The sequence below is a fragment of the Microbacterium ginsengiterrae genome (assembly GCF_014205075.1).
Lineage (GTDB): Bacteria > Actinomycetota > Actinomycetes > Actinomycetales > Microbacteriaceae > Microbacterium > Microbacterium ginsengiterrae.
The window spans coordinates 1,474,913-1,490,123 of the sequence record NZ_JACHMU010000001.1 but is presented as its reverse complement, the minus strand read 5'-3'; the positions used below and the strand labels follow the sequence as shown (position 1 = coordinate 1,490,123).

Annotated in this window: 13 protein-coding genes; 3 read left to right on the top strand and 10 right to left on the bottom strand. The window is 70.0% G+C overall.

All coding sequences use genetic code 11. The features are described from left to right. Nucleotides 1-43 precede the first annotated feature (43 nt). Genes HD600_RS07465 through HD600_RS07455 form a run of 3 tightly spaced genes read right to left on the bottom strand, consistent with a single transcriptional unit; the run spans nt 44 to nt 3,949 of the window. Complete coding sequence (locus HD600_RS07465; RefSeq protein WP_184282669.1) at nt 44-982, bottom strand: D-2-hydroxyacid dehydrogenase; 939 nt, start codon at nt 980-982, stop codon at nt 44-46. Then, nucleotides 972-3,008: an alpha-amylase family protein gene (locus tag HD600_RS07460; RefSeq protein WP_184282666.1), complete on the bottom strand. Its 2,037-nt coding sequence runs from the start codon at nt 3,006-3,008 to the stop codon at nt 972-974. Before HD600_RS07460 ends, HD600_RS07465 begins: the two co-directional genes overlap by 11 nt. Next, a complete protein-coding gene (locus HD600_RS07455; RefSeq protein WP_277816226.1) occupies nt 3,005-3,949 on the bottom strand; it encodes an NAD(P)-dependent oxidoreductase in 945 nt (314 codons plus the stop codon). Before HD600_RS07455 ends, HD600_RS07460 begins: the two co-directional genes overlap by 4 nt. A gap of 49 nt (nt 3,950-3,998) precedes the next feature. Here HD600_RS07455 and HD600_RS07450 point away from each other — a divergent pair, with 49 nt between their 5' ends. Next, nucleotides 3,999-4,772, top strand: coding sequence for a TIM barrel protein (locus HD600_RS07450; protein ID WP_184282662.1), 774 nt, complete (start codon nt 3,999-4,001; stop codon nt 4,770-4,772). Between the two features lie 143 nt (nt 4,773-4,915). On the opposite strand, the gene HD600_RS07445 is transcribed toward HD600_RS07450, so the two are convergent. The 5 genes from HD600_RS07445 to HD600_RS07425 are packed head-to-tail and all read right to left on the bottom strand — an operon-like array spanning nt 4,916 to nt 11,096. Continuing rightward, nucleotides 4,916-6,637: an ATP-binding protein gene (locus HD600_RS07445; protein ID WP_184282660.1), complete on the bottom strand. Its 1,722-nt coding sequence runs from the start codon at nt 6,635-6,637 to the stop codon at nt 4,916-4,918. Then, nucleotides 6,634-8,268, bottom strand: coding sequence for a 5-oxoprolinase subunit B/C family protein (locus HD600_RS07440; RefSeq protein ID WP_184282658.1), 1,635 nt, complete (start codon nt 8,266-8,268; stop codon nt 6,634-6,636). Before HD600_RS07440 ends, HD600_RS07445 begins: the two co-directional genes overlap by 4 nt. Then, nucleotides 8,268-9,068 (bottom strand): putative hydro-lyase, encoded by an 801-nt coding sequence (locus tag HD600_RS07435; RefSeq protein ID WP_144794439.1) that lies wholly within the window; start codon nt 9,066-9,068, stop codon nt 8,268-8,270. Before HD600_RS07435 ends, HD600_RS07440 begins: the two co-directional genes overlap by 1 nt. Nucleotide 9,069: 1 nt before the next feature. Continuing rightward, nucleotides 9,070-9,834: a LamB/YcsF family protein gene (locus HD600_RS07430; protein WP_184282656.1), complete on the bottom strand. Its 765-nt coding sequence runs from the start codon at nt 9,832-9,834 to the stop codon at nt 9,070-9,072. 2 nt (nt 9,835-9,836) lie between these two features. Then, nucleotides 9,837-11,096 carry an NRAMP family divalent metal transporter gene (locus HD600_RS07425; protein WP_184282654.1) on the bottom strand — a complete coding sequence of 420 codons (1,260 nt, stop codon included), beginning with the start codon at nt 11,094-11,096 and terminating at the stop codon, nt 9,837-9,839. Between the two features lie 129 nt (nt 11,097-11,225). Here HD600_RS07425 and HD600_RS07420 point away from each other — a divergent pair, with 129 nt between their 5' ends. After that, on the top strand, nt 11,226-11,864 hold the full coding sequence (locus HD600_RS07420) for an FCD domain-containing protein (protein WP_184282651.1): 639 nt from the start codon (nt 11,226-11,228) through the stop codon (nt 11,862-11,864). A 35-nt stretch (nt 11,865-11,899) separates the two neighbouring features. After that, entirely contained in the window at nt 11,900-12,751 is an 852-nt protein-coding gene (locus HD600_RS07415; RefSeq protein WP_184282649.1) for a VOC family protein, read from the top strand. A gap of 7 nt (nt 12,752-12,758) precedes the next feature. Here HD600_RS07415 and HD600_RS07410 read toward each other — a convergent pair whose 3' ends face one another. Then, nucleotides 12,759-13,754 carry a LacI family DNA-binding transcriptional regulator gene (locus tag HD600_RS07410; RefSeq protein WP_144794432.1) on the bottom strand — a complete coding sequence of 332 codons (996 nt, stop codon included), beginning with the start codon at nt 13,752-13,754 and terminating at the stop codon, nt 12,759-12,761. A 31-nt stretch (nt 13,755-13,785) separates the two neighbouring features. Then, nucleotides 13,786-15,210 carry a GH1 family beta-glucosidase gene (locus tag HD600_RS07405; protein ID WP_184282647.1) on the bottom strand — a complete coding sequence of 475 codons (1,425 nt, stop codon included), beginning with the start codon at nt 15,208-15,210 and terminating at the stop codon, nt 13,786-13,788. Between the last annotated feature and the right edge of the window lies 1 nt (nt 15,211).

The following is a 15,211-nucleotide window of genomic DNA, read 5'->3' as shown; positions in this document are numbered from 1 at the left end:
CTTGCGTACGTCGTTGTCGCTGAAGTCGGGTGCATGCGCCCTGTCAGCCGAGAGCGGTCACATCGACGAGGTTCACCATCGGCTTACCGGATGTTCTGCGCCGAAGGTTCTCGACGAAGATCTCACGTCCGCGGCGTGCGGTCGCGAGTGTCGTCGCGCCGTTGTGCGGCGTGACGATGACAGACGGCTCGCCCCAGTACGGCGAGTCGGCGGGAAGGGGTTCGTGTGCGTGGGCGTCCAGGCCTGCTCTGATGCGACCCGCCCGCAGTGCGCGCAGGAGGGCGTCGTCGTCGACGATGCCTCCGCGCGAGACGACGATGACGGATGCCCCGGCCGGAAGCGCCGAGATCTCGCGCTCTCCGATCGCCCCGCGTGTGCCGGCGGTCAGCGGCGCTGCCACGACGAGCACGTCGCACCGGGCGGCGAAATCGAGGATCTCCTCCGGCTGATAGAACCGTGCGACGTGCGGGTCGTCGGTGCCGGTGCGACGACGCAGGGCGATCACGCGCATGCCGAATGCGGCGGCCCGCACCGCGAGCTCGCGTCCGACGTTGCCGTAGCCGTAGATCCCCAGCGTCCGTCCGAGGAGTTCACCGTGGGTACGGCGCTCCCAGCGCCGTGCGCGTTGCGCCTGCGCCCATCGCGGTGCGTCGCGGTCGAGCATGAGAGCGAGCATCATGGCGTGCTCGGCGAGCGGAACCGCACCGTTGCCGGCGGACGACGTCACCACGGTGTGTCCATCGCGCACCTGCGCGCGCATCCGAGGTCCGAGGTCACCCTCGACGCCGGCCGCCCAGGAGTGCACCCACGACAGCCCCGTCAGGTCGTCGAGCTCGGCGTCGTGCACGCGCCCCGCGACAACGGTCACGTCCGCACCGACGTCGTCATCGGTCACGAACCGGACGTCGGGGAAGTCCGCTGTCCACCGCCGCGCGTCCGCAGCGGCATCATCGGAGCGCACGAGGACGGTCTCAACCGGCATCCGGACCTCCGATGACGATGGCTTCGACCTCGCCGACCCCGGCGAGGATGACGAGCAGGTCATCGCCGTGCGTCTCGGCGTGCGCGGCCTCCGGCTGGACGATCGCGCGGACGTGATGTCGGGCATGGCCTGCGATCCGCAGGCGGACCTCGCCCGTGCGGATGACGGGACCGAACGAGTTGCGGCGCTGTCCCGATCCGTTGAGGAGGTGGATCACCAGGCCGGCGTCGGACCGCCCGATCACCACCTCGACGACCTCCGGGCCGCTGAACTCGACGAGCTGCGGTCCGCTCACCGTACGCACGGTCTCGGCGATGACGTCGCGGATCGCGGTGAGCCCGAGCTCGACATACGATCGCCCCGGCGTCCACGACAGCGCCATCACCTCACCGGAGCCGCGTCGCCACCGGCCCCGCGCGCGCCCGGGGCCCTGGCGGTGGCCGTATGCCCTCTCGGGGGGTCCGTACGCGGCCTGCGCGATCAGCGGCAGATCCTGCGCCGCCTGATCACGCCACTCGAGCTCGTACGCCGTGCCGTGCAGCGGGAGGACGTCAGTGCCCTCGACAGGCGCGGACGGCCCTCGCTGCACGTAAGACGACTTCAGCGCATTCGGGTCGGACACCGCGTCCACGACCCGACGGGCGGGATGCCATGTGGCCGTCGAACCATCCTCCGCGATGCCGCTGGCGCCCGTCGCGACGATCCGGCCACCAGCCTCGACGTGCCGTTCGAGCCACGCGTCGTCCACTCCGGTGAGATCCGGAAGCACGACGGTCGTGAAGCGCGCCGGGTCGATCGCGGCCAGGCGATCCTGAGCGACCGACTCGAAGGGGACATGCGCCTCTCTCAGCGCAACGCACACGCCCTGGTACTCCCGACGCGCCTGGGCTGCGCGCTCCGCGGACGCGCTGAGCGGATCGGGGATCACGACGGCCACGTCTGCGGCCGGCCGGAGCCCTGCGTACACGTCACGGTGGTCGCGGTGCAGCCGCGTCACCTCGGCGGCGGCGTCGACACTGGGATAGCGGATGCCGCGGGTCGGCCCCATGATGTACGTCGACGGGTTCGCGCCTCTGGAGATCGCCTGCAGCAGATACTGCGCCATCATCTCGGGCTGTTCACCCGCCAGACGGTACGGCATGTCGACGAACGCGACGGCGTTGACCATCACTGGTTTGTCCGGTTGCGAGACGCGCAGCGCGCTGACGGCGTCCGCGGTCGTCCACGGCCACAGTACGCGGCCGACGGCGTTGTTGGCCTCATGGAACAGCACATCGGCCGCGCGTCCGAGGATGAGCGCGGCGTCCGGTCGGCGGGCACCGATGTGAGCGGAGATCCGCGAGGTGAGATCGTCGATCGCGGCCGATGCCAGACGCTTCCAGTCCGCGTAGCCGTCATCTCCGACGCGGGCGGGCAGCGGCCGATCGCCCTGAGCATCCACCCACGCGCGGCGGCATGCGTCGCAGTGGCAGACGCCGTGGACCACGCCTGCGTAGTCGACCTCGTTGAACCCGAACCAGTTGAAGAAGAACCCGTCGACGGCGTAGCGATCGAGCACTTCGTCGACGATGTCGAGCAGCCGGTGCTGGTAGTACTCACCCCGGGGACACACGCTGACGAGGCCTTCGTAGACCTGAAGTTCCCCCGACGGCGAACGGTACGCCCACTCCGGATGCTCGGCGATGATCCGCGGGTGCACCTTCGAGAAATCCATCCGACCGAGCAGTCGCATCCCCCGGCGGCGGGTGGCGGCGAGGGCGTCGGCGATGAGGTCGCCGCCGGGTCGCTCCCGCAGATGCGGGTTGCGCGTCTGGAACCGCAGGTCGGTGGGGTAGTGCGCGAGAATGCCTCCGACGTTGAGCAGCCAGACGTCCGCTCCGTGTGCCTGGATGTCGTCGAGGGTCGCCTCGACGTCCAGCGTCACATCGATCTCGCGGAGGTTCGTCTGGAACACCGCGAACGGGGCATCCCACCAACCGGTGCGCGCGGCGGCATCCGACCGCTCGGTCTGCACCGCCGTGCTCATCGGCCCTCGCCGTTCAGGGTGCGAGCAAGACCGACGAGCGCCGAATGGTCGAGTCCTCCGTCGCCCCGTGCGACGAGAGCGCGCATCAGTTGCGCGACCGTGGCGGTGAGGGGCAGCGAGAGCCGCTGTTCCCGCGCGGATTCGGCGACGATGGCGAGGTCCTTGTCGTGGAGTTCGATGCGGAAGCCGGGGTCGAAGGATCCGGCGACGGCGGAGGCGGACTTCCGGTCGATGACCGTGCTTCCGCCCAGGCCACCGGCGATGGCCGTCAGCCCTGTCGTCGCATCGATGCCGTGTCCCTCGAGGAACACGATCACCTCGGCGAGCGCCTGCAGATGCGCGGCGACCGCGATCTGGTTGGCGGCTTTCACCACCTGACCTGCACCGGCCTCTCCCATGTGCACGATCGTCCGCCCCATGGCCTCCAGCAGCGGCCGTTGGGCTTCGAGCACCGCGGCCGAGCCACCGACCATGATGGACAGCGTGCCCTCCTCCGCTCCGCTCTGCCCTCCGGAGACCGGCGCGTCGAGGACGTCGACGCCCCGCTCGCCGAACACCGCGGAGATCTCACGTGACACCGACGGCGCGATCGTGCTCATGTCGATGAAGGTGGCATCGGGTCCGATGTGGGAGAGCACTCCCCCGTCGCCGAGCGCCACCTCGCGCACATCCGGGGAGTCCGGGAGCATTGTGATGACCGTGTCCGCCCCGCGCACCGCTTCCGCGACGGACTCGGCCTCGACGACACCGCGGTCTGCGGCGCGCCGACGCGTCTGCGGTGTGCGGCTGTACCCGCGCACCTCGTGGCCTGCCGCGGCGAGATGCTCCGCCATGGGCAGGCCCATCACGCCGAGACCGATGAATCCGACGGTCGCCATCAAGAACTCCCTTGTCCTGAACCTGAGTTGGTATAACGATATATCTATCGGACTCCGACGCAAGAGGCAAGACCTTCCCGCTTCTTCTCAATGACGAAAGACAGGCCCTGACATGCGCTTCTCCGCCAACATCTCGCTGATGTACGCCGACATTCCCTTCGCCGATCGGGCGGCCCGCGCCCGCGACGACGGCTTCACTGCGGTGGAGTGCTGGTGGCCGTTCCCGGATGCCGCCCCCGCCGCGAACGAGATCTCCGCGTTCCTCACGAGCCTCGACCGGCTCGGTCTCGGGCTCACCGCGATGAACCTCTACGCCGGCGACATGCCGGCCGGCGATCGCGGCATCCTCTCGCATCCCGATGCGTCAGCGGACTTCTCCACGAGCCTCGCCACCCTCGTCGACATCACCCGGGACTCCGGGTGCCGCACCGTCAACGCGCTGTACGGTCAGCGCCTCGAGGGCGTCGACCCGAGCGTGCAGGACGGCGTGGCGCTCGACCGGCTGCGCCGGGCGGCGGACGACCTGGGTCCGGTGGGTGCCCAGGTCGTCGTCGAAGCCCTCACGCGAGGGCAGAACGGCGCCTACCCCCTCAGCACCCTGCAGGAGACCCTTCAGGTCACCGAGGCCACCGGTCGAGCGAACGTCCGACCGCTCTTCGACGCGTTCCACCTCCACAACAACGGCGCCGACGTCGTCGCGGAGTACGCGGCGCACGCCACCGCCATCGGGCACATCCAGGTCGCCGACTCCCCCGGGCGCGGGCGCCCCGGCACCGGCGGCATCGACTTCGCCGGACTCTTCGCGACGATCGAGGCCGCGGACTACGACGGCTGGATCGGATGCGAGTACCGCGAGACCGAGCTGCACGGCGTGCCGAGCGTATAGCCCACCCGCGAAGGGCGGAGTTCGCCGCGTCGGGCGGAGAGATTCAGGCGGATCCTCCGCCCATGCGCGAGTTCTCCGCCTGTCCCGGCGAGGCCGGGCCGGCGAGGCCGAGCCGGCAGGTCATGGGCGCGGCCGGCTGTCGGTCAGCCGATCCGGCCGATCACGGCGTTCGCGGCGATCATGTCGCCGACTGCGGCCGCCTGCGAGATCGTGCCGGCGCGATGCGCGGTGATCTGCGTCTCCATCTTCATCGCGTCGAGCACGGCGACGGCATCCCCCGCCGCGACCTGTGCGCCATCGTCGACGAGCCAGCGCACGAGAGTCCCCGGCGCGGGGGCGGTGAGGTCGGCGGGATCGGATGCCGCAGCGTCCGTCTGCCCGGATGATGACCCGGACGACGCCGCGAATCCGCGCAGCAGCGCGGCGGGGACGCCGAGCACGACCCGACGCCCGTCGATCTCGACGCCGAAGCGCTGCAGGCCGGTGTCTTCGAGCGGGTCGGGGCGCAGCTGCGGCTCGAGGCGCGGCAGCAGCGTGCTCTCGATCCACTGCGTGTGGACGGCGAACGTGTCCGTGGCGAAGTCCGGCGCATCCACCGCGAGACGGTCGAACCCGACCACCGTCGCCGGACCGTCGATCGACAGCTCCCGCAGGGCGCGGCGCGCGCGCACGAGCGCGGCATCCCTGGTCTCCGCGTGGACGATGAGCTTCGCGATCATGGAGTCGAACGCGGGCTGGACGGCATCCCCTGCCTCGATCCCGCTGTCCCAGCGGACGCCCGGCCCGCCGGGGATCCTCAGCGCGTCGACGCGCCCAGGGCTCGGCAGGAATCCTCGGCCGGGGTCCTCCGCGTTGATGCGGAACTCGAACGCATGCCCCTGCGGCTCGGGGGTCGCATCGAACGAGACGCCCTCCCCCGATGCGATGCGGAACTGCTCGCGCACGAGGTCGACACCGGTGACCTCTTCGGTGACCGGGTGCTCGACCTGCAGCCGCGTGTTCACCTCCAGGAACGAGATCGTGCCGTCGGCGGCGAGGAGGAACTCGACGGTGCCCGCCCCGCGGTAGGAGACCTCGGCGCAGATCCGGCGGGCGGCCTCGTGGATCTCGGAGCGCTGCTGCACGGTCAGCCCGGGCGCCGGCGCCTCCTCGATGAGCTTCTGGTTGCGGCGCTGCATGGAGCAGTCGCGATCGCCGACGACGACCACTGCACCTTCGCCGTCACCGAGCACCTGCACCTCGATGTGGCGCGGGCTCTCCAGGAAGCGCTCGACGAAGCACTCACCGCGTCCGAACGCGACGATCGCCTCGCGGGTCGCGGCGTCGAACGCCTCGGCCACCTCGGACAGTTCCCTGACGACCTTAAGACCGCGTCCACCGCCGCCGAACGCGGCCTTGATCGCGATCGGCAGGCCGTGCTCCTCGGCGAAGGCGACCGCCTCAGCCGGTCCGGACAGCGGCTCGTCGGTGCCGGCGGCGAGCGGTGCGCCGACCTTCTGCGCGATCCGGCGCGCGGTCATCTTGTCGCCGAGCGCGTCGATGCTGTCGGGCGACGGGCCGATCCAGGTGAGGCCGGCCCCTTCCACCGCGCGCGCGAACGCCGCGCTCTCGGAGAGGAACCCGTATCCGGGGTGCACGGCATCCGCACCCGAGCGCTCTGCGGCGGCGAGCAGCGCGTCGACCGACAGGTAGGTGTCCGCGGCGGTCGCACCGCCGAGGCCGACGGCCTCATCCGCGAGACGCACGTGCAGCGCCTCGGCATCCTGGTCCGCGTACACGGCGACAGAGGCGATGCCCGCCTCCGCGCACGCCCTGATGACCCGCACCGCGATCTCGCCGCGGTTGGCGATGAGTACCTTCTTCATGATTGTCCTTCGTCGATGCGGAAGCGGATGCGGGTGCCGGGCGGCAGCTGGGCGGCGAGGTCCAGGCAGCGGTCGGTGAGCGCACCGATGATCGGGTAGCCGCCCGTGAGGGGGTGGTCGGGGAGGAACAGCACCGGCTGCCCGTCGGCGGGCACCTGGATCGCTCCGGTGACCGCGCCCTCACTGGGGAGTTCCCCGGCGGTGGCGCGCTCGAGCGGCGTCTCGCCGTGCAGGCGGATGCCGACCCGGTCGGAGCGAGGGGTGACCTCCCACTCCTGCGTCGTCAGCGTCTCGATGGCGGATGCCGTGAACCAGTCGTCGCGCGGACCGAGCGTGATCTCCAGCTCCACGAGGTCGCCGGGCGCGGGGAGGTCGCGGGGCTGCGGCACGGGGTCGACGGCGCGGTCGGCCAGATCCCCGATTCGCATGACGTCGCCCGCGACGAGTGGATCGGGCCCGAGACCGGCGAGGGTGTCGCCGGCGCGACTGCCGAGAGCGGATGCCGCGTCCACACCGCCGCGCACACCGATGATGTAGCGCAGGCCGCGGGCGGGGTGCGCGACGGAGAGCTCGTCGCCGTCCGCGGTGGCGAACGGGGCGCCGTGCAGGATGCCGCGGGTGCGGCCTTCCGCGTCGGTCAGCGAGATGTCACCGATCGCTCCGGTGACGACCGCGACACCGTCGCCATGGAAGCGCAGCGTCACGGCGCCGACGCTCTCGAGGACCGCTGCGTCGCGCGCGTTGCCGACGGCCTGATTGGCGGCGCGCATCGCGGTGCGGTCGGCCGCCCCGGACTCGGAGACGCCGAGGGCCGCGTGGCCGGGGCGTCCGGCATCCTGGACGAGGAGCTGGAGGGAAGGAGTGAGGACCTCGATGGCGGGCGGTTTCGACTCGTCGCTCCGCTCCTCGCTCAACCCGTTTCGTCTCGCCTTCGGCTCGCTCAACGACCCGCGGGGGGCGTTCGGGTCGCCCGACGACCCGCGGGTGGGGCTCGGGTCGGCGTGCGTGGGGAGGAGGAGCCGCTCGGTGTCGGCGCGCTCGAACCGCACGGACGTGCCAGGGGAAAGCAGCGCCGGCGGGTCGCGGTCGATGTCCCACATCACGGCATCCGTGCGTCCGATGAGCTGCCATCCGCCGGGGCTCTCCCGCGGATACACACCGGTGAACGCGCCGGCGAGCGCGACCGATCCCGCCGGCACGCGCGTGCGCGGTGACGAACGGCGCGGCACGTCGAACAGCGGATCACCGCTGACCATGTACCCGAACCCCGGGGCGAATCCGGAGAACGCGACCCGCCAGTCCGCGGCCAAGTGGCGGTTCACGAGCTCATCGGCGGAGATCTCCAGCAGGGCGGCGGCCTCGTCGAGATCTTCACCGTCGTACCGCACCGGGATGGTCACATCCCGCAGGTGCGGCACGTGGTCGGCGTCCACGGTCGTCTGCGCGAGCCGTTCGCGGAGGGCGGCGGCCGTCGTCCGTGCCGGGTCGAAGCGCACGAGCACGGTGCGGGCCCCTGGGATGCGCTCGACGATGCCGGGCACGTCGCCCCACGCGAGGTTGAGGCGCATGGCCTCGTCGAGATCGGCCGTCTCGACGAGGAGTGATCGGTCGGATGCCGTGAGGATGCGCATCAGACGATGTACTCCGCATCCGGAACGTCGGTGATGAACATGTAGCCGGGGGCGTGCGTCACCGCGAACGGCGGCCTCGACGCCATGATGGCCGCCTGCGGCGTGACACCGCAGGCCCAGAACACCGGGATCTCGCCGTCGCGGACGTCGGGGGCATCGCCGAAGTCCGGGCGCCCGAGGTCCGCGATGCCGAGCGATGCGGGGTCGCCGATGTGCACGGGTGCGCCGTGGACGGCGGGCGTACGGCCGGAGATCTGCACGGCATCCGCCACGCGCCCCGCGGGGATCGGGCGCATCGACACGACCATCTCGCCGCGCAGGCGTCCCGCCGGAGTGCAGTCGATGTTCGTCCGGTACATCGGCACGTTGCGACCGATCTCCTGGTGTCGGATCGGGATGCCGGCCTGGGCCAGTCCCGTCTCGAATGTGAAGCTGCAGCCGATGAGGAACGCCACCAGATCAGGGTGCTCGTCCCACGCCGCCGTCGCGTCGGGGACCTCCTCGGTCAGCTCGCCGTCGCGCCAGATCCGATACCGGCCGATGTCGGTGCGGATGTCGCTGCCGGGGGCGAGGGCGGACTCGACCGCCCCCGCCTCGATGACCTCGAGCACCGGGCAGGGCTTCGGGTTGCGCTGCGTGTACAGCAGGGTCTCGAAGGCCCAGTCCGCCGGTACGGCGATGAGGTTCGCCTGCGTGAGTCCCGCCGCCACGCCACTGGTGGGCTCGGCGGATCCGCTGCGGTAGCGCGATCGCGCCGTGCGGGCGGCGACGAGCTGGTCGGCACTGGCGAGGACGGTCATCTCAGGCCGCCGCGAACGGGGCGATGGTGATGCCGGCGTCCTGCAGCATCCGCTTGGTCTCCGCGGCCATCGCCACGGAGCCGGGGCTGTCGCCGTGCACGCAGATCGACTGTGCCTCGACGCGCACATCAGTGCCGTCGATCGCACGGATGACCCCCTCACCCGCGAGCCGCACCATTCGTTCAGCGACCGCTGCGGGGTCGTGCAGCACGGCGCCCTCCTCGGCACGAGAGACGAGCTGTCCGTCCGGCTGGTACGCGCGGTCCGCGAACGCCTCGGCTGCCACGGTGAGACCGGCGTCCTTCGCGATCTCCAGGACGGTGCCGCCGGCGAGGCCGAGGAGCACGAGGTTCGGGTCGATCGCCTTGATGGCCGCGACGACGGCCTTCGACTGCCGCTCGTCCCTGGCGATCGTGTTGTACAGCGCGCCGTGCGGCTTGACGTAGGCGACCTTCCCTCCGACGGCCGAGGCCAGCCCCATGAGCGCGCCGAGCTGGTACTCGACATGCGCCTGCAACGTGGCCGAATCGATGTCCACCTTGGTGCGACCGAAGTTCTCGTAGTCGCGGTAGCCGGGGTGGGCGCCGATGACGACACCGCCGCGGACGGCATCCGCCAGCGTCTGCCGGATGCCCTCGGGGCTGCCGGCGTGGAAGCCGCTCGACACGTTCGCGCTGGAGACGATCTCGAGCATCGCTGCGTCGTCGCTCACCACCCGGTCGGCGACGTTCTCACCGAGGTCGGAGTTCAGGTCGATCGTCGGCATTGTCAGGCTCCGATTCCGAGGAAGGCGAAGATGGGTCCGACCGAGACGATACCCATGTACCAGGTCAGCAGCGTGACGAGCGTCCCGGCGATGAGCAGCCACATCGGGTACTTGCGCGTGCCGAGCAGGTCGCGGCGGAACCAACCGATGTACATGAAGACGGTCAGTCCGATCGGGAGGATCAGGCCGTTGAATCCGCCGACGAAGACGAGGATCGCCGCGGGGGCCGTGCCGATGGACAGGTACACGAGCAGCGAGACGACGATGAACGCCACGGTGCCCAGCTGCAGCGGCCAACCGCCGCGCATCTTCTTGCTGAACGTGGAGAGGAACGTCGCCGACGTGTACGCGGCGCCGATCACGGAGCTGAGAGCGGCCGCCCAGAAGATCGCACCGAAGATGCGAAGACCGGCGTCACCGAGGATGACTCCGAACGCCTGGCCGGCGGGGTTCGCCGCCTGGCTCGAGAGGTCGAGGGCCACACCGGATGCGACGACGCCGAGGATGGCGAGGAACAGCACGTAGCGCATGATGCCGGTGATGACGATGCCGTTGGCCGCCGCGCGCATGACCGGGCCCGCGTGCTTCGGGCCGACGTGCCCGGAATCGAGGTAGCGGTGCGCGCCGGAGTAGGTGATGTACCCGCCGACGGTGCCGCCGACGATCGTCGTGATCGTGGCGAAGTTCAGCTCGTCCGGGACGAACGTCTGGCGGAGGGCGTCGCCGATGGGAGGCTGCGACACGACCGCGACGATGACCGTCATCACGATCATCGCGACGCCGAGGACGATGAGGACGATGTCCATCACCTTCCCGGCCTTCTTGATGAGGAAGATGATGATCGCCAGCGCTGCGGTGAGGAGCCCGCCGATCTTCGGGTCGATGCCGAGCAGGGCGTTCAGACCGAGGCCGCCACCGGCGATGTTGCCGATGTTGAAGGCGAGGCCGCCGATGACGACGAGGATCGCGATGACGTGGCCGGAGAAGGGAATGGCGGCGTTGGCGAGCTCGCCGGCGCGCTTGCCGGACGAGGTGATCATGCGCCAGATGTTCAATTGGACGGCGATGTCGATGAGCACGGAGACGAGGATGGCGAACGCGAAGGCCGCACCCATCTGTGCGGTGAACGTCGCGGTCTGCGTGATGAAGCCGGGGCCGATGGCGCTGGTGGCCATCAGGAAGATCGCGCCGATGACGGCACTGCGGCCGGCGCGCTTCTTCACCGCCGCGAGTTTCGCATCAGTCTGAGTCTGCTCTGACATTGGAGGAGGGTCCCATCGTCGTTGTTGGGTGTCGGGTGACACCGAGTGTAGAACACTTACGGGTCAGATTGTTCTACACAATTGTTTCCAGGATGCTACGAAGCCGACATGCACCCCTAACATGAAGGCGTGATCCAACAGGGTGTACTGGCAGACGCATTGCGGCAGAGCATCATCGACGGAGAGTTCGCGCCGGGCTCGAAACTCTCGGAGGCGATGCTCTCCGAGAGATTCGCCGTCTCGCGCAACACCGTCCGGGAGGCCTACCGCGTCCTCGCGGAGCAGGGGCTCGTCGAGCACACCCCTCATCGCGGGGTCTCCGTGGCCGCACCCGCCATCGCGGACGTGATCGACATCTACCGCGCTCGGCGCACCATCGAATGCACGATCCTCCGAGAGTGCGAGCCGCAGCATCCTGCCGTCCGCCGGATGGAGGACGCACTGGAGGAGGCCGAGCGGCTCCTCCCCCAGCAGGCCTGGCGCGAGGTGGGCAGCGCGAACATGGCCTTCCACGTGGCGATCATCGATCTCGCGGACAGCCCGCGCCTCGCCCGCACCTATCGCAACCTCGCCGCCGAGCTGCGACTGGTGTTCCTCGAGATCGACGATCCGCGCGCCCTGCACGAGCCGTTCGTCCGCAAGAACCGCGCGGTGCTCGATGCGCTGCGCCACGACGGTCCGGACGCTGCCGCCACGGTGCTCGAGACCTACCTGCTGCAGTCCGAACGCCTCGTCCTCGGCGCGTTCGCACGCATGGGCCGGAGCTAGGGAATAGATCGAAGCGGAAGGCGTTGTCACCTGACATGAACGAAAAACTTGCCGCGGCAACAACAATGGGGGCCGTCACCCTGTTCGTCGCCGACCGGGATGCCATGACGGCCTTCTACCGCGACGTCATCACACTCCGGGTGCTCAGTGCGGAGGGCGATGCCGTCGTCCTCGGTCGCGGCTCCACGCCCATCGTGATCCTGCAGCACTCGCCGTCGCTGCGGCACGCCGCCCATGGCTCTGCCGGTCTGTTCCACACGGCGATCCTGTTCGAGTCGCAGGCGGCGCTGGCATCCGCCCTCGCCTCGGTCGCGCAGCGCGCTCCGCACACCTTCACCGGCAGCGCCGACCACCTCGTCAGTCAGGCGTTCTATCTGACGGACCCGGAGGGCAACGGCGTCGAGCTCTACTGGGACCGCGACCGCTCGGAGTGGTCGTGGACCCACGGACAGGTCGAGATGGCCACGCTCTACCTCGACCCGAACCTCTTCCTCCGAGAGCACCTCGTCGAGGAACCGACGGACACCGCGCTCGCGCAGGTCGGGCACGTGCACCTCTCCGTCGGAGACGTCGAGACCGCGCGGGACTTCTACGTCCGCCGCCTCGGGTTCGACGCGACGCTGTCGATGGGGGATCAGGCACTGTTCGTCAGCGCAGGCGGATACCACCACCACATGGCGATGAACGTGTGGAACTCGCGGGGCGCGGGTCCGCGGATGCCCGCCCTCGGCCTCGGCCAGGTCGACCTCGCCCTACCGGACGCGGACGCCCTCGGCGAGCTGAACGAGCGTCTCACCCACTTCGGCACCCAGGTCGCCGACGACGGTCGGACGATCACGTTCGCCGACCCGTGGAACAACACCCTCAAGGCGCAGGTCGCGGCCTAGTCCCGATCTACGCCGAGGCGCGCACGACCAGTTCGGTCGGGAGCATCGTCACCTTCGGGGGCTCCTCCCCCGCGAGCCGCGACAGCAGGACGCCCGCCATCGTCTCACCCATGGCGTACATCGGCTGACGCACCGTGGTCAGCGGCGGGTCCGCGGTGAGGGCGACCGGCGAATCGTCGAAGCCGACGACCGCGACGTCCTCCGGGACACGAAGGCCCGCTGAACGCAGAGCGGTGATGGCGCCGCGCGCCATGAGGTCGCTCGCCACGAAGATCGCATCGGGCCGCCCCTCGGCGAGCAGCAACCGCGTGGCCTCCGCTCCGCTGGACTCGCTGTAGTCGCCCTCGAGCTCGGCGAAGGGCGCGAGCCCTGCGTCCGCCAACGCGGCACGGAACCCCTGCAACCGGTCGACAGACGCGAGCATCGTGACCGGCCCGGTGATCGTCGCGATACGGCGGCGACCGAGATCGACGAGATGCTGTGCCGCCGTGCGGGCGGCGGCGATGTTGTCGACGTCGACGACGTACTCGCTCGAGCGCTGATGCAGCGGACGACCACCCCAGACGACGGGCACGGCATCCGCGATGCGCTCGACGAACGCGTCGCTGGTGTGATGCGACACGATCAGTGCCCCGTCGACACCGCCGTTGCGCACGAAGCTCGTCATCTTCTCACCGGGGTCGTCGCTGGCGATCAGCAGGTTGAGGAGGTAGTCGGACCCGCCGAGGGCGCCGGTGATCCCCGCGACGATGGAGGCGAAGAACGGGTCGCCGAAGAACCGCGTCGTGTCCTCGGGGACGATGAGGGCGATCGCGTTCGTCTGCCGGGATGCCAGGGAACGCGCAGCCCGGTTGGGCACGTAGTTCAGCTGTGCGATCGCGGACTGGACGGCGGTGAGCGCCTCAGGGCTCACCGCCGTCGAACCGTTGACCACCCGGGACACCGTCGAGCGGGAGACGCCTGCGGCTGCTGCCACCTCTTCAATGGTCGCGCGCGTCGACACGGTGCTCCCTTCTGCCGACCCGGCGAGGCGATCAGAGGGCGCGGGCGGCGATGATCCGAGCGTACTCGCGGCCACTGTCCTTCACCGTGCGCTTCTGGGTGTCGTAGTCCACCCGCACGATGCCGAACCGCTTGTCGTAGCCCCAGGCCCACTCGAAGTTGTCCATGAGCGACCAGTAGAAGAAGCCCCGCACGTCGACACCGGCATCCACGGCATCCAGAACCGCCCCGAGGTGCGCGCGCACGTACGCGACGCGGTCCGCGTCGTGCACCTGGCCGTCGGCGTCGACGACGTCATCGAAGGCCGCCCCGTTCTCCGTGACGTAGAGCGTGACACCGCGCTCGGCGGTGTACTCGTCCGACAGGCGGCGCAGCAGTCGGGTGAGGCCCTCCGGCTGGATCTCCCAGTTCTGCGCCGTGCGCTCGAGGCCGCGCTCGACCGCGTGGATGCCGGCATCCGACGGATACGGGCTGCGTCCCTTGCGCTCGGTCCTCGGACCACCGGAGACCGGCGGGTTCTCCGGCGCCTCGCCGGCGAGGAAGTCGCCGTGGTAGTAGTTCACGCCCTGCGTGTCGATGGGCTGCGAGATCGTCTCGAGGTCGCCGTCGCGGACGGCGGCCTCGAACCGGGCCACGGCCTCCGCGTCGACCGCACGGAAGTCCTCGACGATGTCCGCCGGGTACTGGCCGCGGTAGATGGGGTCGAGGAACCAGCGGTTGAACTGCCCGTCGACGCGACGCGCGGCATCGACGTCGGCGGGGTTGCTCGGGTCCGCGGCATCCGCGACCGTGTGGTTCAGTGTGATCCCGAGGTTCAGATCGGCGTCGCGACCTCGGAGCTCGCGGATGACCTCACCGTGCGCGAGCAGCTGGTGGTGCGCCGCGAGAAGACCCTCGGCGATGCTCGTGTGGCCGGGCGCGTGCTCGCCACCGGTGTACGACAGGAACGACGAGCACCACGGCTCGTTCAGGGTGGTCCACACGTTGACGCGGTCACCCAGCGCGTCGTGCATCGTGCCCGCGTACTCGACGAAGCGCTCGACGACGTCACGGTTCGTCCAGCCGCCGTTCTCCTGCAGCGCCTGCGGCATGTCCCAGTGGTACAGCGTCAGCCAGGGCAGGATGTCGGCGCCGAGCAGTTCGTCGACGAGCCTGCTGTAGAAGTCGACACCCTTCGGGTTCACCGCACCGCCGTCCGGCCGCACGCGCGACCAGGAGGTGGAGAACCGATAGGTCTGCAGCCCGAGATCGCGCATCATGGCGACGTCATCGCGGTAGCGGTGGTAGTGATCACACGCCACATCGCCGTTGTCGCCCTCGATGACCGCGCCGGGGACACGGGTGAAGGCATCCCAGATCGAGGCTGTGCGCCCGTCTTCGAGAGCCGCGCCCTCGATCTGGTACGCGGCGGTCGCCGCACCGAAGAGGAACTGGTCCGGGAACCGCCTGGTCGTCATA